Raw genomic sequence first — 23,646 nt, forward strand, 5'->3', positions numbered from 1 at the left:
ACACATGCTAAAACGTTTATTATCCCCGTTTCTTCTGCTTTTACTGATTCTGGCTGGCTGTCAGGCACCTCAGGGGAAATTTACCCCGGAGCAAATTGCAGCCATGAAATCATACGGATTTACTGAAGCATCAGGAGACTGGTCTCTCGGCCTGTCTGATACCATCCTGTTTGACAAAAATGACTATAAACTCCGTCCTGAAAGTGAAAAACAGATCAAGGAAATGGCATCCAAACTAGCAGCTACCGGGCTGAATCATGCTCGCCTGGATGGTCATACTGATAACTACGGCGAAGACAGCTACAACGAAGCTCTGTCACTCAAACGCGCTAATGTCGTTGCCGATGCCTGGGCGCAGGGCGCTAATATTCCCCGCACCAATCTGACTACTCAGGGACTCGGGAAGAAATATCCCATTGCGAGCAACCAGACATCAAAAGGTCGCGCTGAAAACCGCCGCGTGGCGGTCGTGATCACGACACCATAATCATCCCCCAACTGGCTGCGCGCCGCGCAGTCCTTCCATTGCCATAAAGAACAAAAGAGTAAACGTCGGGATAAAAAAAGGGCCAGCCTTTCGGCCAGCCCTTTTCTAACAGGATGTCGCTTGCGCGAATCTTAGTTAAGACGCTCTTTGATACGAGCAGACTTACCAGTGCGCTCACGCAGGTAGTACAGTTTAGCTTTACGAACAGCACCACGACGTTTAACAGCAATGCTGTCAACTACCGGAGAGTGAGTCTGGAAGACACGCTCAACGCCTTCGCCGTTGGAAATTTTACGAACAGTGAATGCAGAGTGCAGACCGCGGTTACGAATAGCGATAACCACGCCCTCGAATGCCTGCAGACGTTTTTTGGAACCTTCAACAACCCATACTTTCACTTCCACGGTATCACCCGGACGGAAGGAAGGTACGTCCTGCTTCATCTGTTCTTGTTCAAGTTGCTTAATAATGTTGCTCATAATTTAATCTCTTATCCTGGGTAAACTGATATTGGGGGCTTACGCCTGCCCATCATGTTTATGTTGCTGTTGTGCGTGTTCCGTTTTGAACTCCGCCAGCAACCTTGCTTGCTCTTCAGTCAGAGCCAGGTTTTCCAGAAGTTCAGGTCTTCTAAGCCAGGTCCGGCCCAGCGACTGCTTCAAACGCCAGCGACGTATCTCAGCGTGGTTCCCCGACAGTAACACTGCCGGTACTTCCATCTGCTCTAACACTTCAGGTCGGGTATAGTGCGGGCAATCCAGCAACCCATCAGCAAAAGAATCTTCGATTGCCGAAGCTTCATGACCCAGAACTCCCGGAATAAACCGAGAAACGGAGTCGATCAGCGTCATTGCCGGTAACTCACCACCGCTGAGTACGTAATCGCCGATTGACCATTCTTCGTCAATTTCGGTTTGAATCACGCGCTCATCTATTCCTTCATAGCGACCACATACCAGAATCAGCTTTTGATTCGTGGCCAGTTCGCTAACGCCCGCTTGATCAAGCTTGCGTCCCTGAGGTGACAGATAAATCACCTTTGCGCCTTCACCAGCCGCAGCTTTTGCTGCATGAATGGCGTCCCGTAAAGGTTGCACCATCATTAACATCCCCGGTCCGCCGCCGTAAGGACGATCGTCCACGGTACGGTGCCGGTCATGAGTAAAGTCACGAGGACTCCAGCTCTGGATGTTCAGCAGGCCATTTTTTACTGCCCGGCCAGTTACCCCGTAATCGGTAATTGCGCGGAACATTTCTGGAAACAGGCTAACGATACCTATAAACACAAGCCAATCCCCATAACGCCGACTTTTACCGTTTATCCGGTGGTTTAAAAACCAGGATCCCAATCTACTTCGATAGTACGAGTAGCGAGATCGACTTTCTTGATAACCTGCCCATCGAGGAACGGCACAAGACGTTCCTTGATACCAAACGCATCTTTCAGGTTTGCCTTGATGACGATGACGTCATTCGAACCGGTTTCCATCATATCGACGACTTTACCGAGATCGTAGCCTTCAGTAGTCACTACCTGGCAGCCCATAAGGTCTTTCCAGTAGTAGGAACCATCTTCCAGCGCTGGCAACTGCGAGGAATCCACGACAATTTCGCAATTAGTCAGTAGATTCGCCGAATCACGATCGTCAACGCCTTTCAGCTTGATGATCAGATCCTGATTGTGGTGCTTCCAGCTTTCCAGCTGTACTTGCTGCCACTGACCCGCCTTCTGGATAAACCAGGGCTGATAGTCAAAAATGCTTTCGGCGTCTTCAGTGGAAGAAAACACTCTGAGCCAACCACGGATACCGTAAGAAGACCCCATTTTCCCCAAAACGATGGGTTCCACAGGAGCCTGTGCGGCGAGTTGCTTGCTCATCATGACCACCGTGACAGATTAAGCTGCTTTGTTTGCTGCTTTGATCAGCGTAGCTACGCGATCAGAAATAGTCGCGCCCTGGCCAACCCAGTGAGCGATGCGATCCAGATCCAGGCGAGTGCCTTCTTCTTTTTCGCTAGCGATTGGGTTAAAGAAGCCAACGCGCTCGATGAAGCGACCGTTGCGTGCATTACGGCTGTCGGTAACAACAACCTGGTAGAACGGACGCTTTTTAGCGCCGTGACGAGCTAAACGAATAGTAACCATAACATCCTCTTGTGTGAATAAAACACCCAGGCCCCATCGAGGAACGGAGCCCGGGTGTCATATTAAAAGCCCGAAAATTTTACTGATTTCTGGGGAAAATGCAATCAGCAGTTGATAACTCTGCTATAAAAGGCCGTTGGCGGTGCCGTCAGTTCGGTGCCGGCGTGCGCGCAGCCACCGGAGCGTACACGCAGTACGTGAGGATGGCGAGCACACCCCGGTGCCGAAATGGCAAACAAGCCAGGCCGATTAGCGGCCTGGGAATCCAGGCGGCATCATCCCCTTCATACCACGCATCATCTTCGCCATTCCACCCTTCTTCATTTTCTTCATCATGCGCTGCATGTCGTCGAACTGTTTCAGAAGGCGGTTTACGTCCTGAACCTGCATACCGCAACCGGCAGCGATACGGCGTTTACGGGAACCTTTGATAATTTCCGGTTTAGCGCGTTCTTTCATCGTCATCGAGTTGATGATGGCTTCCATACGCACCAGCACTTTATCGTCCATCTGCGATTTCACATTGTCAGGGATCTGACCCATGCCCGGCAGCTTGCCCATCAGGCTTGCCATACCGCCCATGTTTTTCATCTGGTTGAGCTGTTCAAGGAAATCGTTGAGATCGAAGCCATCGCCTTTTTTCAGCTTGCTGGCTAATTTTTCTGCCTGCGCGCGGTCAACCTTGCTTTCGATATCTTCGATCAGCGACAGCACGTCGCCCATGCCGAGAATGCGCGAAGCAATCCTGTCCGGATGGAACGGCTCCAGTGCTTCGGTTTTCTCGCCGACGCCGAGGAATTTAATCGGCTTACCGGTAATATGACGAATAGAGAGCGCCGCACCGCCACGGGCATCACCATCAACTTTTGTCAGCACTACGCCGGTTAACGGCAGCGCTTCGTTAAAGGCTTTTGCGGTATTCGCGGCATCCTGACCGGTCATGGCGTCGACCACAAACAGCGTTTCTACCGGTTTGATAGAAGCGTGGACCTGTTTGATTTCGTCCATCATCGCTTCGTCAACGTGCAGACGACCGGCGGTATCCACCAGCAGCACGTCGTAGAATTTGAGTTTGGCTTCTTTCAGCGCGGCGTTAACGATATCGACCGGCTTCTGGCCGACATCCGACGGGAAAAAGTCCACACCGACCTGCTCGGCCAGCGTTTCCAGCTGTTTAATCGCCGCCGGGCGATAAACGTCCGCGGAGACCACCAGCACTTTCTTCTTATGCTTCTCGCGCAGGAATTTACCCAGCTTACCGACGCTGGTCGTTTTACCCGCACCCTGCAGGCCCGCCATCAGCACCACGGCTGGCGGCTGTGCAGCCAGATTCAGGGTCTGGTTTTCTTCGCCCATTGCCGCAACCAGTTCGTTACGGACAATCTTGACGAACTCCTGACCCGGCGTCAGGCTTTTGTTAACTTCATGACCAACCGCTTTCTCTTTTACGCGATTGATAAACTCACGCACTACCGGCAGCGCTACGTCAGCCTCCAGCAGCGCCATGCGCACTTCGCGCAGCGTCTCTTTAACGTTGTCTTCAGTAAGGCGTCCACGGCCACTGATATTGCGCAGCGTGCGCGACAAACGATCGGTTAAATTATCAAACATTGTCTCTCGCCTGGGGTGGAAACGGTCGGTCGCGACAGCGACACATCAACAGAAATTTGTCGCAGTATAACATGAAGCCGCCTTTGTTGTTATGCAACGGTTGGAGCAGCGGTCACGTAACGCTATACTGCTTTTCTTTATCACTGGCCAACTGTCGACACCTATATGCCCGTTTTTGCTCTGCTCGCCCTTGTCGCCTACTCAGTCAGCCTCGCGCTGATTATTCCCGCACTGCTGCAAAAAAACAGCGGCTGGCGGCGTATGGCTATTCTTTCTGCGGTCGTTGCGCTGGTAAGCCATGCTATTGCCCTGGAAGCGCGTATCCTACCCGGCGGCGAAAGCGGACAAAACCTGAGTCTGTTGAACGTCGGCTCGCTGGTAAGCCTGATGATCTGTACGGTAATGACCATCGTCGCGTCCCGCAATCGTGGCTGGTTATTGCTGCCTATTGTCTACGCCTTTGCGCTGATAAACCTGGCCTTCGCCACGTTTATGCCTAACGAGTTCATCACTCATCTCGAAGCTACGCCGGGCATGATGATTCACATCGGGCTATCGCTGTTCGCTTACGCCACGCTGATTATCGCCGCACTCTATGCGCTACAGCTTGCGTGGATTGACTACCAGCTGAAAAACAAGAAACTGGCCTTCAGCAATGAGATGCCGCCACTGATGAGTATTGAGCGGAAAATGTTTCATATCACCCAAATTGGCGTGGTTCTGCTGACGCTCACCCTGTGCACTGGCCTGTTTTACATGCATAACCTGTTCAGTACCGAGAACATTGATAAAGCCGTTCTCTCTATCGTGGCATGGTTTGTCTATATCGTTCTGTTGTGGGGGCATTACCATGAAGGTTGGCGCGGACGTCGCGTCGTATGGTTTAACGTCGCAGGCGCAGGCATTCTGACGCTGGCCTATTTCGGCAGTCGCATCCTGCAGCAGTTCGTGAGTTAAATCTTTAAGGAATCCTACGTGGAACACATCTCCACCACCACGCTCATTGTCACGCTCCTCATCATGGTGGTCATTTCCGCCTATTTTTCCGGTTCTGAAACCGGAATGATGACCCTGAATCGCTATCGTCTACGTCATCGGGCCAAGCAGGGAAATCGACAGGCGAAACGCGTTGAAAAGTTACTTCGTAAGCCGGATCGCCTGATAAGCCTGGTGCTCATCGGTAATAATCTGGTGAATATTCTGGCCTCCGCGCTCGGCACCATTGTCGGTATGCGCCTGTATGGCGATGCGGGCGTCGCCATTGCCACTGGGGTACTGACGTTTGTGGTGCTGGTTTTTGCCGAAGTGCTGCCAAAGACGATTGCCGCGCTATATCCGGAAAAAGTCGCCTATCCGAGCAGCGTCCTGCTGGCTCCGCTGCAGATTCTGATGATGCCGTTAGTATGGCTACTCAACACCATCACGCGGCTGCTGATGCGCATGATGGGCATCAAAACGGATATCGTAGTGAGCGGTTCGCTGAGTAAAGATGAACTGCGAACGCTGGTGAATGAATCGCGCTCGCAAATCTCACGCCGTAACCAGGATATGCTGCTGTCAGTGCTGGATCTGGAAAAAGTCAGCGTCGATGACATCATGATCCCGCGTAATGAAATCATCGGCATTGATATTAACGATGACTGGAAATCAATCGTGCGTCAGCTTTCGCACTCTCCGCACGGTCGTATTGTGCTGTATCGCGACTCGCTCGACGACGCCATCAGCATGCTACGCGTACGTGAAGCCTGGCGATTGATGGCCGAGAAAAAAGAGTTCACCAAAGAGACCATGTTACGCGCCGCCGACGAAATTTATTACGTTCCGGAAGGCACACCGCTCAGCACCCAGCTCATTAAATTTCAGCGCAATAAGAAGAAAGTGGGCCTGGTCGTCAATGAATATGGCGATATTCAGGGACTGGTTACGGTCGAGGATATCCTGGAAGAGATTGTTGGTGACTTCACGACCTCAATGTCACCGACGCTTGCCGAAGAAGTCACGCCGCAGAATGACGGTTCGGTGATCATTGACGGTAGCGCCAACGTTCGTGAAATCAATAAGGCGTTTAACTGGCACCTGCCGGAAGATGATGCTCGTACTGTGAACGGTATTATTCTTGAAGCGCTGGAGGAGATCCCGATTGCTGGCACACGTGTGCGTATTGGGCAGTACGATATCGATATTCTCGACGTGCAGGACAATATGATTAAACAGGTGCAGGTGTTGCCCGTCAAACCGCTGCGGGAAAGCGTATCGGACCAGTGAGAGTAATCCAGACCGGGTAGCGCATCAGCATTACCCGGTCTGAGGCTGATTAACCTTTGGCTTTCGCCACAGAGACCATCGCCGCACGGATGGTACGTCCGTTCAGGGTATAGCCTTTCTGCATAACCATCAGCACATTACCGGCAGCAACGTCGTCAGACTCTACCATTGCAATCGCCTGGTGCACGTTCGGGTCCATCGGCACGTCGATATCCGCAACCACCTGTACGCCAAACTTCGCCACAACATCCAGCATTGACTTACGGGTCAGCTCAATACCTTCGACCATAGCCGCCATAGCGTCATTGTCTTTGTCCGCAACTTCCAGCGCACGGTCCAGGCTATCCAGCACCGGCAGCAGTTCGTTGACGAATTTTTCCAGTGCAAACTTATGCGCTTTTTCTACGTCCAGTTCGGTACGACGACGCAGGTTTTCCATTTCCGCTTTGATACGCAACACGCTGTCGCGCTCGCGCGTTTCGGCTTCAGCAAGCTGAGCTTCCAGATTCGCAATTTTTTCATCGCGCGGATCCACCTGCTCAGCAGAAGCGTCTGGTTCAACCGCCTCAACTTCTTCGTGCTGATCCATGATAATTTCTTCCGGGGCTTGCCCCTCAGGCGTTTTCTGTTCTTTACTACTCATGAATTTCTCCGCGTTTTTTTCGCATTCATCTCGCTAACTTGGCTTATTATGGGGATCAGATTCAGGGATTCAAGGGAAGTACTCACATTGTCACTAATCTTCGTTACAAGGACCTCGAGAAAATGAACAAACATTTCAAGTGTATTGGCATTGTGGGGCATCCACGTCACCCCACTGCACTGACCACACATGAAATGCTCTACCGTTGGCTGTGCGCCAAAGGTTATGAGGTTATCGTTGAGCAACAAATCGCCCACGAGCTGCAGCTGAAAAATGTGAAAACCGGTACGCTCGCTGAGATTGGCCAGCAGGCAGACCTCGCCGTGGTAGTCGGCGGCGACGGCAATATGCTGGGCGCCGCACGCACCCTTGCACGTTATGACATCAAGGTTATTGGCATTAACCGCGGTAATCTCGGTTTTCTGACCGACCTTGACCCAGACAATGCCCACCAACAGTTAGCTGACGTGCTGGAAGGCCACTACATCAGCGAAAAGCGCTTTTTACTTGAAGCCCAGGTGTGCCAACAGGATTGCCAGAAGCGTATTAGCACGGCGATCAATGAAGTTGTGTTGCACCCCGGAAAAGTGGCGCACATGATTGAATTTGAAGTCTATATCGATGAAATTTTTGCCTTCTCCCAGCGCTCGGACGGCTTGATTATTTCCACACCGACCGGCTCTACCGCCTACTCGCTCTCTGCCGGAGGTCCGATCCTGACGCCTTCGCTGGATGCTATTACGCTGGTCCCGATGTTCCCGCATACGCTTTCCGCGCGACCGCTGGTGATCAACAGTAGCAGCACCATTCGCCTGCGCTTCTCTCATCGCCGTAACGATCTGGAAATCAGTTGCGACAGCCAGATCGCCCTGCCTATACAGGAAGGTGAAGACGTATTAATTCGCCGCTGTGATTATCATCTAAACCTGATACACCCAAAAGATTACAGCTATTTCAACACATTAAGCACTAAACTAGGCTGGTCAAAAAAATTATTCTAATTTAACGCCAACCTCTTTACTGTATAAAAAACCAGTTTATACTGTATGTAATTACAGTTATGGTTTTTCATACAGGAAAACAGCTATGTTGGCACAACTGACCATCAGCAATTTTGCTATCGTTCGTGAACTTGAGATCGATTTCCAGAACGGAATGACCGTTATTACCGGTGAAACCGGTGCGGGTAAGTCCATTGCCATTGATGCTCTCGGTTTGTGCCTGGGCGGACGCGCAGACGCCGACATGGTACGTGCAGGCGCCACGCGAGCCGACCTCTGCGCGCGATTCGCCTTAAAAGACACCCCCGCGGCTCTGCGCTGGCTGGAAGAAAACCAGCTTGAGGAAGGCCGTGAATGTTTGCTGCGTCGTGTTATCAGCAGCGACGGACGTTCACGCGGCTTCATTAACGGCACTGCCGTACCGTTGTCACAGCTGCGCGAGCTGGGCCAGTTGCTTATTCAAATCCACGGTCAGCATGCGCATCAGCTCCTGACAAAATCAGAACACCAAAAGTCTCTGCTGGATGGTTACGCCAATGAAGCGTCCCTGACTCAGGAAATGGCTGCGCGCTACCAGCTGTGGCACCAAAGCTGCCGTGACCTGGCGCATCATCAACAACAGAGTCAGGAACGCGCAGCCCGGGCGGAACTGTTGCAATACCAGTTAAAAGAACTGAACGAATTCAACCCGCAGCCGGGTGAATTTGAGCAAATTGATGAAGAGTACAAGCGTCTGGCTAACAGCGGGCAATTGCTCACCACCAGCCAACAGGCGCTGGCTATCCTGGCGGATGGCGAAGACATCAACCTGCAAAGCCAACTGTACACCGCAAAGCACCTGGTCACTGAACTGGCAGGCATGGACGGCAAACTTTCCGGTATCCTGGATATGCTGGAAGAGGCCACTATCCAGCTCAGCGAAGCCAGCGACGAGCTGCGCCACTATTGCGATCGTCTGGATTTGGACCCTAACCGTTTGTTCGAACTTGAACAGCGTATTTCCAAACAAATCTCATTGGCCCGCAAGCATCATGTTGCCCCTGAAGCGCTGCCACAGTTCTATCAGTCTTTGCTGGATGAACAACAGCAGTTAGACGATCAGGCCGACTCGCTCGAAACCTTAACCCTGGCGGTGAATAATCACCACCAGCAGGCTCTGGAAACGGCAAAAATGCTGCACAAACAGCGCCAGCATTATGCTCAGGAACTGGGACAACTGATTACAGAGAGCATGCATACTCTCTCAATGCCGCACGGTGTCTTTTGCATTGATGTGAAATTTGAGGAACATCATTTGAGCGCAGACGGTGCCGATCGCGTAGAGTTTAAAGTGACCACTAACCCAGGCCAGCCGTTGCAGCCGATTGCGAAAGTGGCTTCAGGTGGGGAACTGTCGCGCATTGCGCTGGCTATTCAGGTTATTACCGCACGCAAAATGGAAACACCTGCGCTGATTTTCGATGAAGTGGATGTCGGTATCAGCGGCCCGACTGCTGCGGTAGTGGGAAAAATGCTGCGTCAGTTGGGCGAGTCAACTCAGGTAATGTGTGTTACTCACCTGCCGCAGGTTGCTGGCTGTGGCCATCAACACTTCTACGTCAGCAAAGAAACGGATGGCGCGATGACCGAAACACACATGCAGCCGCTTGATAAACGCGCTCGCCTGCAGGAATTAGCCCGCCTGCTTGGCGGTAGCGAAGTAACGCGCAATACCCTCGCAAATGCAAAAGAACTGCTGGCGGCATAAACTTTTTTACCTTGTTAAGGTCTGAGTTCAACATAAAATCGCCGACCGACCCGACAGCAAAAGGTTTTAAAGTGGTGAAAGGTCTATTATCATCGGCATATTACATATGAGCCGCGTACTGCTCGGGCCCGAAAAGGAATCAAATCACTATGCGCTGTAAAACGCTGACTGCTGCTGCAGCAGTACTACTGATGTTGACTGCAGGCTGTTCCACTCTGGAGCGAGTGGTTTACCGCCCTGACATCAACCAGGGAAATTATCTGACACCTACCGATGTCGCCAAAGTGCGCACGGGTATGACGCAACAGCAGGTTGCTTATGCTCTGGGTACACCAATGATGTCCGATCCTTTTGGCACTAACACCTGGTTTTATGTGTTCCGTCAGCAACCTGGTCATGAAGGCGTAACCCAGCAAACACTGACGCTGACCTTTAACAGCAGCGGCGTTTTGACCAACATTGATAACAAACCTGCTTTGACCGACAACAAGTAGGTTTGATAGATCAAAAAAGGTGCTCAATGAGCACCTTTTTTATTGTCTGCTATTTTTTAGCGGATTTCTCTGCTCGCTGTCTGCGCAGCTCTTTCGGATCAGCAATCAGTGGCCGGTAGATTTCCACCCTGTCACCGTCCTGCAGAACATCAGCAAGCTTTACCGGACGGCTGTAAATGCCCACTTTATTTTTGCTGAGATCGATATCGGTACGTAATTCCAGCAGCCCGGAAGCGCGGATAGCCTCTTCCACCGTAGCGCCCTGTTGCAGCGTTACACGTTGCAGATACTGTTTCTCGGGCAGCGCATACGCCACTTCAACGACAATTTTAGCTGACGCTGACACTGTAAACCTCTTTCGCGCGAACCGTGAAGGCCTGCACCATGTTTGAAGCCAGCTCTTTAAAGATACGACCAAACGCCAGCTCGATTAATTTATTGGTGAACTCAAAATCGAGATGAAATTCAATGCGGCACGCTTCATGACTCAGTGGCGTAAACTTCCATCCGCCAATGAGTTTCTTGAACGGTCCGTCGACCAGATGCATCAGGATGCTCTGGTTACTGGTCAGTTGATTGCGCGTAGTGAACGTTTTGCTGATCCCTGCTTTCGAGACATCCACCGCCGCTGTCATCTGTCCCGGAGTTGACTCCAGCACACGGCTACCGGTGCAACCCGGTAAAAACTGGGGATAGGATTTAACATCATTCACTAGCTGATACATCTGTTCCGCACTGTAAGGTACTAAAGCGGTCCGGCTAATCTGAGGCATAACAATTTCCATCAATATCAATCACACAAATAATACCATTTATCCCCCGCTAAAAAAAACGCTATAGCCTAACTCGTGCTAAGATAGCGCCTTGCGCCCCGCTGGATGAAATGGGGTGTTTTTCGATTCCAGATTACCTATACTGAGCGGCATTATGACGAAGAAAAAAGCACACAAACCTGGCTCAGCCACAATCGCGCTGAACAAGCGCGCACGACACGAATACTTTATTGAAGAAGAGTTCGAAGCAGGACTCGCTCTGCAAGGTTGGGAAGTCAAATCCCTGCGCGCGGGTAAAGCTAACATCGGCGACAGCTACGTCATCCTTAAAGACGGCGAAGCGTTCCTGTTTGGCGCCAACTTCACACCGATGGCTGTTGCCTCAACGCATGTGGTATGTGATCCCACCCGTACCCGTAAGCTGTTGTTAAACCAGCGTGAGCTCGACTCCCTGTATGGTCGAATGAATCGTGACGGTTATACCGTCGTTGCGCTTTCACTGTACTGGAAAAATGCCTGGTGCAAAGTGAAAATTGGCGTCGCAAAAGGTAAGAAACAGCACGACAAGCGCTCCGATGTGAAAGAACGCGAATGGCAGTTAGATAAAGCACGTATTATGAAAAATGCTGGTCGCTAATCGCAACTCCCCTATGACCAGTCTCTCATCCTGAGACTGGTTCTTATTTTTTAGTTATTGAAACCCACCTAATACATTCATCGAGTTTATGGTTTGTTTGAGCTGAATCGTTCAGGTATAAAATAAACTTCCCTGGCATTACCGTAGCACTCCATAGTCTAATAAAATAAAACTTCAAGACCATACCACCTGTATTTAAACTTATTTAATAACACTATTATTACTGTTGTTTATTATATCACCCCCTCATTCCAGTTAAATCACAAACCCTTTAGATACAATAAATTAACTAAAAAACCAACCATTAAATACGCACCGGAAAGTATCCTTTTCAATAAGCCAAATATATTTTTAATATGGATAAGTTGCAGAATACTTTCTTTCTGACTATATCATCTAATACGAAAGAACTATTCAGCCGACAGGTCCCGAACGTATTTGATAAGTAAACGAACATCTGTATGACCTAATCAATGTAATTACATGTCTAAATTCATCTTTATGATGAACGGGGCCCCTGTCTGCTCATTTTCCCAGCGCGCTGTTGCGGATTAATACTCCCGACATGCCATCAGGAGTGAACATATGCGTCTACTCGCCGTTGTATCAAAATTAACTGGCGTTTCCACAAATGTTGAATCCTCTGAAGTTACGCTCATTTCGCCTTCTATCGTGAAACTGTCGGTGTCGCGTGAGGAGGTGAGTCAACTGACACGCGTTAATCAGGATCTGGTTGTCACACTCCGCTCAGGTGAAACCATCACCATTAAGAACTTCTACGTCGGAAAAGGTGATGCGCAAAACCAGCTTGTTCTGGAAGACAGTAATGGTGCGCTGTGGTGGGTTCAGGATACTGATGGGGCATTCCATTTCCAGCATTTGGACGATCTCACTCCACTAATGACTGCCGAGGGAAGCCATGAAGGCGGCGCCGTCTGGCCGTGGGTTCTTGGTGGGATCGCGGTCGCAGGCGGAATTGGCCTCGCGGCAGGTGGTGGCGGCGGCGGCGGCGGCGGCGGCGGCGGCGGCGGCGGCGGCGGGAGTGATAATAACGCCGGAAACGGAAATGGCGGAAATGGCGGAAATGGCAACGGTGATAATGGGGATGGCGGCTCACCGCCAACAACAACCCCTAACATGCCTGACGTACCCGTTATCACCAGCATAATCGATAACCAGGAGCTGATTACTGGTCCTGTTAATCAGCAGGAATCCACCAACGATAATACGCCCACTCTCCAGGGCACCGGCCCCGCAAATGCCACATTGCATATTTTTGATAACGGCGTCGAAATCGGCCAGGTCACTATCGATGCCAACGGCAACTGGTCGTTTACGCCATCCTCTCCGCTCGCAGACGGTACCCACAAGTTTACCGTCAGTGCATCAGACGGTACGGGCAGCAGCGACATGTCGGACAGTTGGGAGATTATTGTCGATACGCTTGCCCCCGACGCCCCTGTGGTCACAGAAGTAACTGACGATTCAGGTTCCATTAAAGGCTTGATAGGTAATAACGGCGTAACCGACGATGCCACTCCAACACTCACAGGCACTGGTGAGGCGGGCTCTTACATCAGTATTTCTGATAATGGCATTCTGATTGGCATGGTTCAGGTGGATGACAATGGTAACTGGACGTTTACACCGGATACACCGCTTAGCGACGGTGTTCACAATCTGACGCTGACGCAAACTGACGATGCGGGTAACGTGAGCACGGAAACGAGTGTACCGACATTCACCGTTGATACCACCCCGCCTGAAGGCGCGGTCATTTCCTCCGTAAACCTGCAAGGCACCGAGGTAACCGGTAGTGCAGAGGTGGGAAGCCAGGTCATTATCATCGGTAGTAATAATCAGGTTTTGGGTTCAACTACCGTTGATCAAACCGGCAATTTCGTCATCGCGATTTCACCTTCACAGACGCACGGTGAAGCGCTGATCGCGAAGATTCAGGACCAGGCAGGCAACGTCGGGCCAGATACCTCCTTCAATGCCACTAACTCTGGCTACCCGGGCGTACCCGTTATCATCAGCATTGTGGATGATGTTACCCCCTCAACTGGACCATTGAACAATAATCAGGCCACCAACGACCCAACGCCTACGATCTCGGGTACCGCAGACGCCAACAGCACGGTTAACATTTATAACAACGGTGCGCTTGTTGTAAGCGTGCTTGCCGATTCCAGCGGCAACTGGACCTGGACCTCCAACACCAACTTGCAGGACGACTCATACTCCTTCACCACCACAGCAACCAACCACCTGGGCACGGGAGGAACGTCAGCGGCATTCAATATCACTATCGATACTCAGCCACCGTCAGCGCCGGACGATCTGAACGTATCTGCCGACGGCTCTGTCGTCACCGGTACAGCCGAACCAGGAAGTACCGTGACCATCAATAATAACGGTCTTCAGATCGGCAGCGGCGTCGCCGGAACGGATGGCTCATTTACCATTACCATTGACCCGCCACAGACCAATGGTGAAACCATTACCGCTATTGCCACCGATCCCGCCGGGAACCCAAGCCAACCGGAAACCGCGCTCGCGCCAGACATCACAGCACCACAACCGCCAGCTAATCTGGTGATTAATCCTACAGGCGATCAGGTTACCGGCATGGCGGAACCCAACAGTACGGTACATATTCTGGATCCTGGTGGCGCGATAATTGGAACAGCAACCGCCGGCTCGAACGGAGAATTCACCGCCACGCTGGTTCCGCCGCAGACCAACGGAGAACATCTTGTCGCCAACGCGACGGATGCGGCTGGCAATACCAGCGGCAACAGCGCGATTACCGCCCCGGATACCACGGCACCTGACGCGCCTACCGGCGTCATCGTCGCCGGGGACGGTGGTTCTGTAAGCGGACATGCTGAAGCGGGAAGCTCCGTCACCGTAAAAGACAGCAATGGTAATCAGATCGGCACAGGCCAGGCAGACAGCGGCGGCAACTTCACGGTGTCGATTACGCCGTCGAAAATGAACGGCGAAACGGTAAAAGTTACCGCAACGGACAACAGCAATAACGAGAGTCAGCCAACTTCCGCGGTGGCTCCGGATATTACCGCCCCCGGAACACCCATCATCACCGCCGTGACGGATGACCAGCCCATGTACCAGGGCCCTCTCAAAAACGGCGATGTCACCAACGATAGCAAACCTAAGCTGGAAGGCACCGCCGAAGCAGGTTCTCAGGTCAAAATTTACGATAACGGCACCCTGCTGACGACCGTTGTCGCTGATATCAACGGTAACTGGAACTATACGCCAGTCTCGGCGCTAAGCGAGGGCGCTCACATCTTCACGGTGACAGCCACAGACGCCGCGAATAACACCAGCAGCGCGGCAAGCTGGAAAATAATTGTCGATACCATTGCGCCAACTGTTCCAGTGATAACGTTGGTTAACGATGACGTTGGCAGCATTACGGGCAGCGTTGCAAATAACGGTTGGGTCACCAACGACAATACGCCAACCATCTCGGGTACCGGTGAGCCAGGTTCACTGGTGAACCTGTACGATGGCATTCAGTTATTGACGGTTATTCTTGTCGACAGCTCGGGTACCTGGAGTTATACCGTTCCGGGGAATCAGGTGCTCAGCGATCGCACCCATCAGTTTACGGTATCGGCAACTGATGCCGCCGGTAATGTCATCACCTCACCCACAGTGGTCAGCGTTACCGTAGATACCCAACCGCCAGGCGATCCTGTCATTTTGGCTGCTACCGACGACGTTGGGAATGCACCGATCGATCTGCCTACCGGAAGCCGTTCAAACGATACCTTGCCAGAGCTGAAAGGAACCGGAACAGACGGTTCTAAGATCACTCTCTATGATGGAACTACGCCAATTGGAAGCACGACTGTTTTGCCCGGAGGCACCTGGAGTATTCAACTCGACCAACCGCTCAGTGAAGGCTCACACAATTTATCCGCTATTGCCACGGACGTTGCAGGCAACGCCAGTAATGCCGGGACCTTTACGCTAACGATTGATACCACCCCACCAGCAGCCCCAGTTATCAGCTCCGCAGAAGGTCTGATTGGGACAAATCTACAAACGCTGAGTAACGGCAGCAGTACCAAGAGCTTAAATCCCGAACTCTCCGGAACCGGCGAGCCCGGCGCGAAGATTACGATTTATGATAATGGCGGTTCCATTGGCACCGTCACCGTACAGCCAGACGGCACCTGGACATTTACCCCAACCTCACTCGCCGACGGACCGCACAAATTCACCGCTACAGCGACTGATGTTGCAGGCAACACGGGGATCCCATCAGCCAGCTTTACCCTGACGGTAGACAACACACCTCCCGCACAACCAGCCGCGCCAATCATTACCGACGATGTGGCTCCGGTAACAGGTGTGGTCACTAACGGCAACACCAACGATACCACGCCAACCTTTAGCGGCACGGGAAACGTCGGGGATTTGATTACCATTTATCTGAACGGCACTCCCCCTTTGCAGGGAACGACAACAGTAGGTGCAGACGGAACCTGGAGCTTTACTCCGCCAGCACCGGTTACTCCAGGTACTTACCAGGTAACCCTCACCGCAACCGATCCGGCAGGCAACATCAGCCAGCCATCAACAGCTATAACACTGAACATCGACACGACGCCGTCTGCGCCGCCGGTGATTATCGCCGCCAATGATAACGTCGGCGATATCATGGGTGACCTTGCGCCCAACGCCGTGACCGATGACACCACGCCAACCATTCGTGGTACAGGTGTCAATGGAGACATCATCACTCTGTATAACGGCGGTACGGTGATCGGTACTGCAACGGTGGCAGGCGGTACCTGGAGTATTACCCCCGGGACTGCGCTGGCAAACGGGAACTACACATTAAGCGCTACCGCAACAGACCCCGCAGGTAACGTCAGCGACAATTCAAACAGCATTTCGTTTACGGTTAACAACACGAAGTTAACGTTGCCGCAGGTCACGGATATCCAGGATAACGTTGGCGTCTTTACCGGTTCGCTAACCAGCGGCAGCGTCACGGACGATACAACGCCAACCATTAGCGGTACCGGCACACCGGGCAGTACGATTTTGATTTTCGATGGTAACAATCCCATCGCCATTGCGACAGCTACCGTTGCTGCTAACGGCAGTTGGAGTGTGGATGTCCCCCTCACGCCCAATGTCACTCACACACTGACTTTCGGCGCCGTGGATGACGCTGGTAACTCACTGACAGCAGATAACCCGCTGACGTTGATTGTCGATACCCTGCCGCCTGCAACGCCTACGGTTACCAGCGTAGACCCGAAAGGTACGCTGGTTAGCGGCTCTGCCGATCCAGGCAGTACCGTCATCATTCGCAGCGGTACCACGATCCTCGGCCAAGGGATCGCAGACGGTTCAGGTAACTTCGCTGTCACAATTTCGCCAGCACAAACAACCGGTCAGGCGCTCAACGCCATCGCTCAGGATCCCGCTGGAAATCAAAGCGATCCGACAACGTTTAACGCTGCAACCTCCAGCGTTCCTCATCCACCAACGCTTGAGATCGTTGATGACATTGCGCCCATCATGGGGGTGATTGGCAACGGTAAAACTACCAATGACACATTACCGTTGCTGCAAGGGACGGCCACAGCAGGGGCGACTGTTAATATTTATATAAATGGCACATTGCTCCCCATCACGGTAACTGCCGATGCCGTGTCTGGCGCATGGAGTTATCAGTTACCCGACCCACTGACTAATGGCGTAACCTATAACTTCACTGTGGCGCAAACCGTCAATGGCATACTGAGCGGTCAGTCACCCAACTACGCTATCACCATCGACACGACGGCACCGCAAGCGCCAACGATCACCAGCATTATCGACGATGTTGCCCCCGGAACTGGATCGTTGGATAAAGGGCAAATTACAAATGATTCACGTCCGACGCTCAACGGAACTGGCGAACCCGGGGCAACCATTACCCTCTACGATAACGGTATCGCTTATGCCACAACGACCGTAAACAGTAACGGATTCTGGAGCTTTACCCCGACAGCACCGCTGGGAGAAGGCGATCATCTCTTTACCGCCCGCGCAACGGACGCCGCTGGCAACCAGGGAGATCCATCCAGTGATTTCCGGATCATTGTCGATACCCTGGTACCGAATGCGCCATCTATTGTGACGGTCACGGACAACGTTGGTACGATCCAGCCCCTGACCTCCGGGCAGTTGACCAATGATAATACCCCAACGCTTGCTGGCGTTACCGAGGCGGATTCGGTTGTTACCATCCGCGATAATGGCACGGTAATCGGCACAACCACCAGCGACGAAAATGGCAACTGGAGCTTTACGCCTGCCCCTGCTCTCGGAGAAGGAAGCCACTCGCTGACTGCCAGCGTTACAGATAACGCGGGTAACATTAGCCCGACAACGCCACCATTTGTGGTCGTCGTCGACACGCTGGCGCCAGCCACACCGAGCATTACCTCAGTAATTGACGATCAGCCCGGCAATACCGCGCTGACCAACGGACAGCTTACAAACGATGCGCAGCCTACCCTGAACGGCAAAGGCGAGATTGGCGCCATCATCACGATCCGTGATAACGGCGCTGAAATAGGTACAACTCAGGTGGACGAGTCAGGTAACTGGAGCTTCACTCCGGATGCTCCACTGGGACAGGGGCAACATATTTTCACCGTCGTTGCCACAGATCAGGCGGGGAACACAGGCGGAGTATCATCATCGTTTACTATTGAGCTGGACTCTATTGCCCCGTCTACACCGGTAATTCTGACCGTTCAGGACAATACCGCGCCGACAACCGGGCCAATCTCCAATGGGCAAATCAGCAACGAAAGTCGCCCGGCGCTCAGCGGTACCGGTGAAATTGGCGCGACGATTACCGTCCTGAGCGATAGTCAGCCGATTGGCACCACCATCGTCGGCGCAGGCGGAAACTGGAGTTTTACGCCCTCCGCGGCATTGGGTAACGGCCAGCATACTCTGACCGTCACGGCTACAGATAGCGCAGGCAATACCAGCCTGCCTTCTGGTGGCTTTACCTACACTGTCGATACTCTGGCACCGACAGCGCCAGTGATTACTCTGGTTGCGGATGATGTCGGCCCACTGATTGGAAATCTGAACAACGGTCAGGCCACGAACGATCCACTCCCGACGCTTAGCGGTACGGCAGAAGCCAATTCCACGGTGAAAATTTACGATAACGGAGCGCTTATCGGATCTGCTCCTGTAGATGGTACGGGCGCCTGGAGCTTCACACCGGGAACCCAACTTAGCAACGGTAACCACGCGCTGACAGTAACAGCCACCGACGCGGCCGGAAACGTCAGCCCGACATCTGCAGGATTTAACATCGTTGTTGATACCGTCGCCCCGCTTGCGCCAACGATTATCCAGGCGTTTGATGACGTGCAGCCGGGAACCGGAACGCTATCGAACGGAGCCTCTACCAACGACACCCGCCCCGTACTCAGCGGCTCAGCGGAAGCCGGTGCCCGGGTAGCCATCTACGATAATGGCGCGCTGCTGGCAACGGTGACTGCGACGATAGACGGCACGTGGGAATATCTGACCACCACACTTGGCAACGGTCAGCATGTGTTTAGCGCCATCGCTACCGACGCCGCCGGGAACGTGAGTCCTGTCTCAGGCGGGTTTACGATTAATGTCGACACCATTGCACCATCCGTCCCGCTGCTGGTCTCTGTGGTGGATGATATCGCAGGCGGCGTGTTCAATGCAGCGCTCAGCAACGGACAGCTGACCAACGATGCACGTCCGACGCTGAACGGCACCGCCGAGGCAGGCAGCACCATCAGCATCTATGACGGAAGCACCCTGTTGGGTACCGCGCTGGTGCAAAGCAATAACAGTTGGTCGTTTACCCCAACCACACCGCTGGCAAATGGATCGCACACCTTCACCGTCACCGCCACCGATGCGGCGGGCAACACCAGCGGCGCAACCGCAGGCTTCAGCGTGGTGGTTGACACCACGGCGCCGACGCAGCCTTCAATCAGCAGTATTATTGACGATGTCGGGCCAAACACCGGGCCGATTGGCAGCAATCAGCCGACCAACGACGCGCGTCCAACGTTAAACGGCATCACGGAAGCCAACGCGCGAGTTGATATTTATGATAACGGCAGCTTTGTCACCAGCGTAACGGCGGACGGCAGCGGCAACTGGAGCTACACCCCGACTACCGCGCTGGCACAAGGTACCCACTCGTTTACCATCACTGCAACGGACAGTGCGGGTAATACCAGTGGCATATCGTCTGCGGCAGCGATCGTGGTCGATACCGTTGCCCCGGGTATCCCAACCGGGCTGGCGGTAAACGCCAACGGCACCGCGCTCACCGGCGTTGCCGAGCCAAACAGCACGGTCATTATTACCTCCAGCGGAGGAACGGTGCTCGGCACGGCAACCGCCAACGCCTCCGGTAATTTCACCTTCACTCTGAACCCACCGCAAATCAGTGGGCAAACTCTGCTGGTCAGCGCACAGGATGCCGCAGGCAACATCGGTACGGCGGGTAACGTGCTGGCACCGTTTACCGGCGTACCACCTGCGCCTGTTATTGCCAGCGTGCTCGATGACGTCGGCACTATCATGGGACCCGTCGCTCCCGGTAAAACCACCAATGACACCCTGCCAACGCTCAGCGGAACGGCGCAGGCTAACGCCGTCATCAATCTGTACAACAACGGCGTGCTAATGGGCTTCACGACCGCAGACGGTAACGGGATCTGGAGCTTTACCCCATCCGGTGCACTCAGCGAAGGTAACCATGCGTTTACCGCCACGGCAACCAACGCCAACGGCGCAAGTGGGTTGTCCGGTTCGTTCAGCGTAATTGTGGACACCACACCACCGACCGCGCCAACGATCCTGATCAGCGCCGATGGCGGTACCGTCAGCGGCGTCGCCGAAGCGGGAAGCACCGTCACCATTTCTCTGCCCGGCGGCACCAGCGTGACGGCAATCGCCAACAGCAGCGGTGTCTACAGCGTCAACCTGCCGGTTCGCCAGATTGAAGGGCAGTCGCTGTCCGCCACGGCGACCGATGCGGCGGGAAATACCTCATCGCCGACAAACGCTCTCGCACCAGTATTGCCGCTGCTGGCTGAAGACAATGTCACCAGCCTGCCGCTACAAACCGATGTCACCGTCAGCACCGAGCATCAAAGCGATTATGGTTTCCTGTTGGTCAATGCGCTGGGAAATGTCGCCAACGTGCTGGGGAACGATACGGCAAGCGTGAATTTCAGCATCGCCTCTGGCGGCAGCGGATCCATTACGATCAATGCCGCTGCAACCGGCGTGGTGCTGTCGCTTTTAAACACGCTTGAAGTCGTCATCCAGCGCTTTGACACCGCGCTGAATACCTGGGTGACAGTGGTGGATACCGGGAAACCAAACTTTGCCAGCCTGCTTACCCTGGGCGCCTCGGGCGTAACGCTCAATTACAGCGGACTGACTGGCGGTGATTACCGCGTGGTCAGCTACAACACCAACCTGCTGGCGACCGGGGCATACACCAGCCTTGATGTCTCAGTGGTAAAAGCCAGCGCAGGGACCATCACCGGCGGTACCACGGAATCCGGGAATATCATCACCGATACCGATCCCGCCAACGGGCAGGATAATGCCCCTTCCGGCACGCTGGTCACCGCCATCACCGACGGTAACGGCAACGTCGTGAACATCCCGGCGGGCGGCATTGATGTGCAGGGGAAATACGGCATCCTGCATATCAATCAGAACGGTAGTTACACCTATACCCTGACCAATACGTCAATCTCGGTGTATGGCCGTTCTGAAAGTTTTACCTACACGCTGACGCATGGCAGCGATCACTCCTCGGCAAAACTGGTGGTAACGCTCGGTCAGGCTCCAACCACCAGTACGGTAACCGCGGCAGATGATGTAGCTGCGCTGACTTACGGGACGCAGGTCATCGCGGTTGATCATGGCACATCACAGCAAACCGGCTTCACCCTCGCCAACGTCGGACTGGGTAATGTGCTGGACGTCAGCCTGGTTAACGGTTTAACCAATCCGATCAAATTTAATGTGGATGATGGCGCAACCCGCACGCTGACCGTCAAGGCCAGCGTTCTCGGCGTCACGGTTGGCGGTTTTGATCTCTATGTTTATCGCTTCAACGAGTCCATTCAGCAGTATGAGCAGTTCCGCGTGAAGCCCAACTGGGTCACGGCGCTGCTAGGAGGTAGCTCAACGGATTACACCATCACCCTGCCTGGCGGTGACTACCTGTTCCTGCTTAACGCCTCTGGCGGTCTGACGCTGCTGACCAGCTATACCCTGAATATCCAGGCCGATCACACCTACGCCGTCGACAGCCTGAGTGCGACAACCAATGGAAACCTGCTGGTCAACGACTCGGCTCCGGCCAATACCGTTATCACCGAAGTTAACGGTGTCACCGTAAACGGAACGGGCACTACCACCATTAACGGGCAGTACGGCACGCTGACTATTGATGCGAAAGGGAACTACACCTACACACTGAGAAGCGGACTGGGCGCAGACGGTATCAATACGCCGGACAGTTTCGTGTATAAGGTCAAAGCGCCAAACGGTGATACCGGGAGTGCATCGCTGAATATCAAACCAACACCGCAGGCGCTGGATGCAGTAAATGACGTCAGCAGCACGATGGCGGTGAGTACCGTTCAGGACTCTGCTGCATACGGAAGCGGCGCGCTGGGAACAGCAACAATTCCGACACTGGGGAGCAAAGCAACCGGTACAGGTTCGTTTGATATCGCGACAAATGACGTTCTGAAAGGTGCCACGCTTAACTTCAGCATCGGCACGCTTATCACCGTTGGTACGCTGGGCGTGACCTGGACCATAACCGGTCCTGACGGATTCTCGCTTTCAGGCTCGATACCCGCCAGTTCCATCAGCCTGTTAGGCAGTTCAATTGCCGTCTCACTGGGTAATGCTGAGTTAGCCGCAGGCCATTACAACATCAGCTTCACCGGAACGATGGGAGGACTGGCAGTTGGCAACGTCAGTATTACGCCGAACGTCACGGGTACGACATGGCACCTCAATACCTATGACGTTAACGCCACCACGGTGAATGGCAATATTTTTGATGGCAGTGATGCCGCAGGTGCGCACGATCAGCTCTCAACCGTCCATACCCAGCTCACCGTAACCGGCTTTAACGGCAGTACAGCCACCCTTAATCCGGCCGGCAGCGCCAGTAGCGCAACAATTCAGGGTCATTATGGTTCACTGACCATGAACCTTGATGGCTCATACATCTACACGCTGAAGCCGGGTACAACCGTAGCATCGATCACCAGCAAAGAGACCTTTACCTATACGCTTAACGACCAAAACGGGCATACGGACACCGCTACGCTGACCATCAATATGAATCCGCAGATGGCAAGCACCGCACAGCATGACGTGATCACCGGATCGGTCTACGGCGATACGCTGATTTATCACCTGCTCAACGCCAACGACGCTACCGGCGGCAACATTAGCAATGGTGCTACCGATACCTGGACCAACTTCTCGCTGGCCCAGGGTGACAAAATCGATATCGGCGACCTGCTGGTGGGCTGGAACGGGCAGAACGCTACACTCGGCAACTACCTCACCGTAACCACCAGCGGTAACAACACGGTGATTGCCATCGACCGCGACGGTACGGGCAACACATATCACTCAACCAATCTCATAACGCTGGAGAACGTACACACCACGCTCGATGAGCTGGTGCAACAAAATCACATCGTACCCTGACGTTAACGCAATGCGTTAACGCGCC

Annotated in this window: 16 protein-coding genes; 8 read left to right on the forward strand and 8 right to left on the reverse strand. The window is 53.3% G+C overall.

From position 1 onward, the window contains the following. The first annotated feature begins 4 nt into the window (after nt 1–4). On the forward strand, nt 5–487 hold the full coding sequence (locus OGX92_RS06955) for an OmpA family protein (RefSeq protein WP_003826447.1): 483 nt from the start codon (nt 5–7) through the stop codon (nt 485–487). A gap of 131 nt (nt 488–618) precedes the next feature. Here the strand turns inward: OGX92_RS06955 and rplS are convergent, their stop codons facing one another. The 5 genes from rplS to ffh all read right to left on the reverse strand — a co-directional run bounded on the left by rplS (nt 619) and on the right by ffh (nt 4,244). Further along, nucleotides 619–966: a 50S ribosomal protein L19 gene (gene rplS / locus OGX92_RS06960; protein WP_002914145.1), complete on the reverse strand. Its 348-nt coding sequence runs from the start codon at nt 964–966 to the stop codon at nt 619–621. 39 nt (nt 967–1,005) lie between these two features. Further along, a complete protein-coding gene (gene trmD, locus OGX92_RS06965) occupies nt 1,006–1,773 on the reverse strand; it encodes a tRNA (guanosine(37)-N1)-methyltransferase TrmD (protein WP_003826417.1) in 768 nt (255 codons plus the stop codon). 44 nt (nt 1,774–1,817) lie between these two features. Continuing rightward, entirely contained in the window at nt 1,818–2,366 is a 549-nt protein-coding gene (gene rimM, locus OGX92_RS06970; RefSeq protein WP_003031230.1) for a ribosome maturation factor RimM, read from the reverse strand. An 18-nt stretch (nt 2,367–2,384) separates the two neighbouring features. Further along, nucleotides 2,385–2,633, reverse strand: coding sequence for a 30S ribosomal protein S16 (gene rpsP / locus OGX92_RS06975; protein ID WP_003031228.1), 249 nt, complete (start codon nt 2,631–2,633; stop codon nt 2,385–2,387). Between the two features lie 249 nt (nt 2,634–2,882). Then, nucleotides 2,883–4,244, reverse strand: a complete 1,362-nt coding sequence (gene ffh / locus OGX92_RS06980; RefSeq protein WP_003031226.1) for a signal recognition particle protein — start codon at nt 4,242–4,244, stop codon at nt 2,883–2,885. Nucleotides 4,245–4,409: 165 nt separating this feature from the next. Here ffh and OGX92_RS06985 point away from each other — a divergent pair, with 165 nt between their 5' ends. Together OGX92_RS06985 and OGX92_RS06990 are read left to right on the forward strand one after the other, a co-directional pair. Then, entirely contained in the window at nt 4,410–5,201 is a 792-nt protein-coding gene (locus OGX92_RS06985) for a cytochrome C assembly family protein (RefSeq protein ID WP_003031224.1), read from the forward strand. A gap of 18 nt (nt 5,202–5,219) precedes the next feature. Further along, nucleotides 5,220–6,509 (forward strand): HlyC/CorC family transporter, encoded by a 1,290-nt coding sequence (locus OGX92_RS06990; RefSeq protein ID WP_003826409.1) that lies wholly within the window; start codon nt 5,220–5,222, stop codon nt 6,507–6,509. 49 nt (nt 6,510–6,558) lie between these two features. Here OGX92_RS06990 and grpE read toward each other — a convergent pair whose 3' ends face one another. Then, nucleotides 6,559–7,152, reverse strand: a complete 594-nt coding sequence (gene grpE, locus OGX92_RS06995; RefSeq protein ID WP_003826408.1) for a nucleotide exchange factor GrpE — start codon at nt 7,150–7,152, stop codon at nt 6,559–6,561. A gap of 122 nt (nt 7,153–7,274) precedes the next feature. On the opposite strand from grpE, the gene nadK reads away from it, so the two are divergent. From nadK to bamE, 3 genes are all read left to right on the forward strand, one after another. Then, the gene (gene nadK / locus OGX92_RS07000) at nt 7,275–8,153 is read left to right on the forward strand and encodes an NAD(+) kinase (RefSeq protein ID WP_003826406.1); all 879 of its coding nucleotides are present in this window, start codon (nt 7,275–7,277) and stop codon (nt 8,151–8,153) included. An 85-nt stretch (nt 8,154–8,238) separates the two neighbouring features. After that, nucleotides 8,239–9,900: a DNA repair protein RecN gene (recN, locus tag OGX92_RS07005; RefSeq protein ID WP_003826404.1), complete on the forward strand. Its 1,662-nt coding sequence runs from the start codon at nt 8,239–8,241 to the stop codon at nt 9,898–9,900. A 149-nt stretch (nt 9,901–10,049) separates the two neighbouring features. Next, nucleotides 10,050–10,394 carry an outer membrane protein assembly factor BamE gene (gene bamE, locus OGX92_RS07010; protein ID WP_003826401.1) on the forward strand — a complete coding sequence of 115 codons (345 nt, stop codon included), beginning with the start codon at nt 10,050–10,052 and terminating at the stop codon, nt 10,392–10,394. Nucleotides 10,395–10,443: 49 nt separating this feature from the next. On the opposite strand, the gene OGX92_RS07015 is transcribed toward bamE, so the two are convergent. Further along, nucleotides 10,444–10,740, reverse strand: a complete 297-nt coding sequence (locus OGX92_RS07015) for an RnfH family protein (RefSeq protein WP_008785525.1) — start codon at nt 10,738–10,740, stop codon at nt 10,444–10,446. Then, nucleotides 10,724–11,167: a type II toxin-antitoxin system toxin RatA gene (ratA, locus tag OGX92_RS07020; RefSeq protein WP_003826396.1), complete on the reverse strand. Its 444-nt coding sequence runs from the start codon at nt 11,165–11,167 to the stop codon at nt 10,724–10,726. Before ratA ends, OGX92_RS07015 begins: the two co-directional genes overlap by 17 nt. 154 nt (nt 11,168–11,321) lie before the next feature. On the opposite strand from ratA, the gene smpB reads away from it, so the two are divergent. Further along, complete coding sequence (gene smpB / locus OGX92_RS07025; protein WP_003031211.1) at nt 11,322–11,804, forward strand: SsrA-binding protein SmpB; 483 nt, start codon at nt 11,322–11,324, stop codon at nt 11,802–11,804. A gap of 585 nt (nt 11,805–12,389) precedes the next feature. Next, on the forward strand, nt 12,390–23,621 hold the full coding sequence (locus tag OGX92_RS07030; protein WP_286586371.1) for a BapA/Bap/LapF family large adhesin: 11,232 nt from the start codon (nt 12,390–12,392) through the stop codon (nt 23,619–23,621). The last annotated feature ends 25 nt before the right edge of the window (nt 23,622–23,646 follow it).

It is taken from the genome of Citrobacter sp. Cpo089, from assembly GCF_030332695.1.
Taxonomy (GTDB): domain Bacteria; phylum Pseudomonadota; class Gammaproteobacteria; order Enterobacterales; family Enterobacteriaceae; genus Citrobacter; species Citrobacter portucalensis.

Bases quoted from the DNA above. Each gene is read 5' to 3' on its own strand.
- rplS (WP_002914145.1), bottom strand. From the start codon at position 966: ATGAGCAACATTATTAAGCAACTTGAACAAGAACAGATGAAGCAGGAC.
- recN (WP_003826404.1), top strand. From the start codon at position 8,239: ATGTTGGCACAACTGACCATCAGCAATTTTGCTATCGTTCGTGAACTT.
- grpE (WP_003826408.1), bottom strand. From the start codon at position 7,152: ATGAGTAGTAAAGAACAGAAAACGCCTGAGGGGCAAGCCCCGGAAGAA.
- smpB (WP_003031211.1), top strand. From the start codon at position 11,322: ATGACGAAGAAAAAAGCACACAAACCTGGCTCAGCCACAATCGCGCTG.
- nadK (WP_003826406.1), top strand. From the start codon at position 7,275: ATGAACAAACATTTCAAGTGTATTGGCATTGTGGGGCATCCACGTCAC.
- bamE (WP_003826401.1), top strand. From the start codon at position 10,050: ATGCGCTGTAAAACGCTGACTGCTGCTGCAGCAGTACTACTGATGTTG.
- ratA (WP_003826396.1), bottom strand. From the start codon at position 11,167: ATGCCTCAGATTAGCCGGACCGCTTTAGTACCTTACAGTGCGGAACAG.
- OGX92_RS07030 (WP_286586371.1), top strand. From the start codon at position 12,390: ATGCGTCTACTCGCCGTTGTATCAAAATTAACTGGCGTTTCCACAAAT.
- OGX92_RS06955 (WP_003826447.1), top strand. From the start codon at position 5: ATGCTAAAACGTTTATTATCCCCGTTTCTTCTGCTTTTACTGATTCTG.
- OGX92_RS06985 (WP_003031224.1), top strand. From the start codon at position 4,410: ATGCCCGTTTTTGCTCTGCTCGCCCTTGTCGCCTACTCAGTCAGCCTC.
- rimM (WP_003031230.1), bottom strand. From the start codon at position 2,366: ATGAGCAAGCAACTCGCCGCACAGGCTCCTGTGGAACCCATCGTTTTG.
- ffh (WP_003031226.1), bottom strand. From the start codon at position 4,244: ATGTTTGATAATTTAACCGATCGTTTGTCGCGCACGCTGCGCAATATC.
- rpsP (WP_003031228.1), bottom strand. From the start codon at position 2,633: ATGGTTACTATTCGTTTAGCTCGTCACGGCGCTAAAAAGCGTCCGTTC.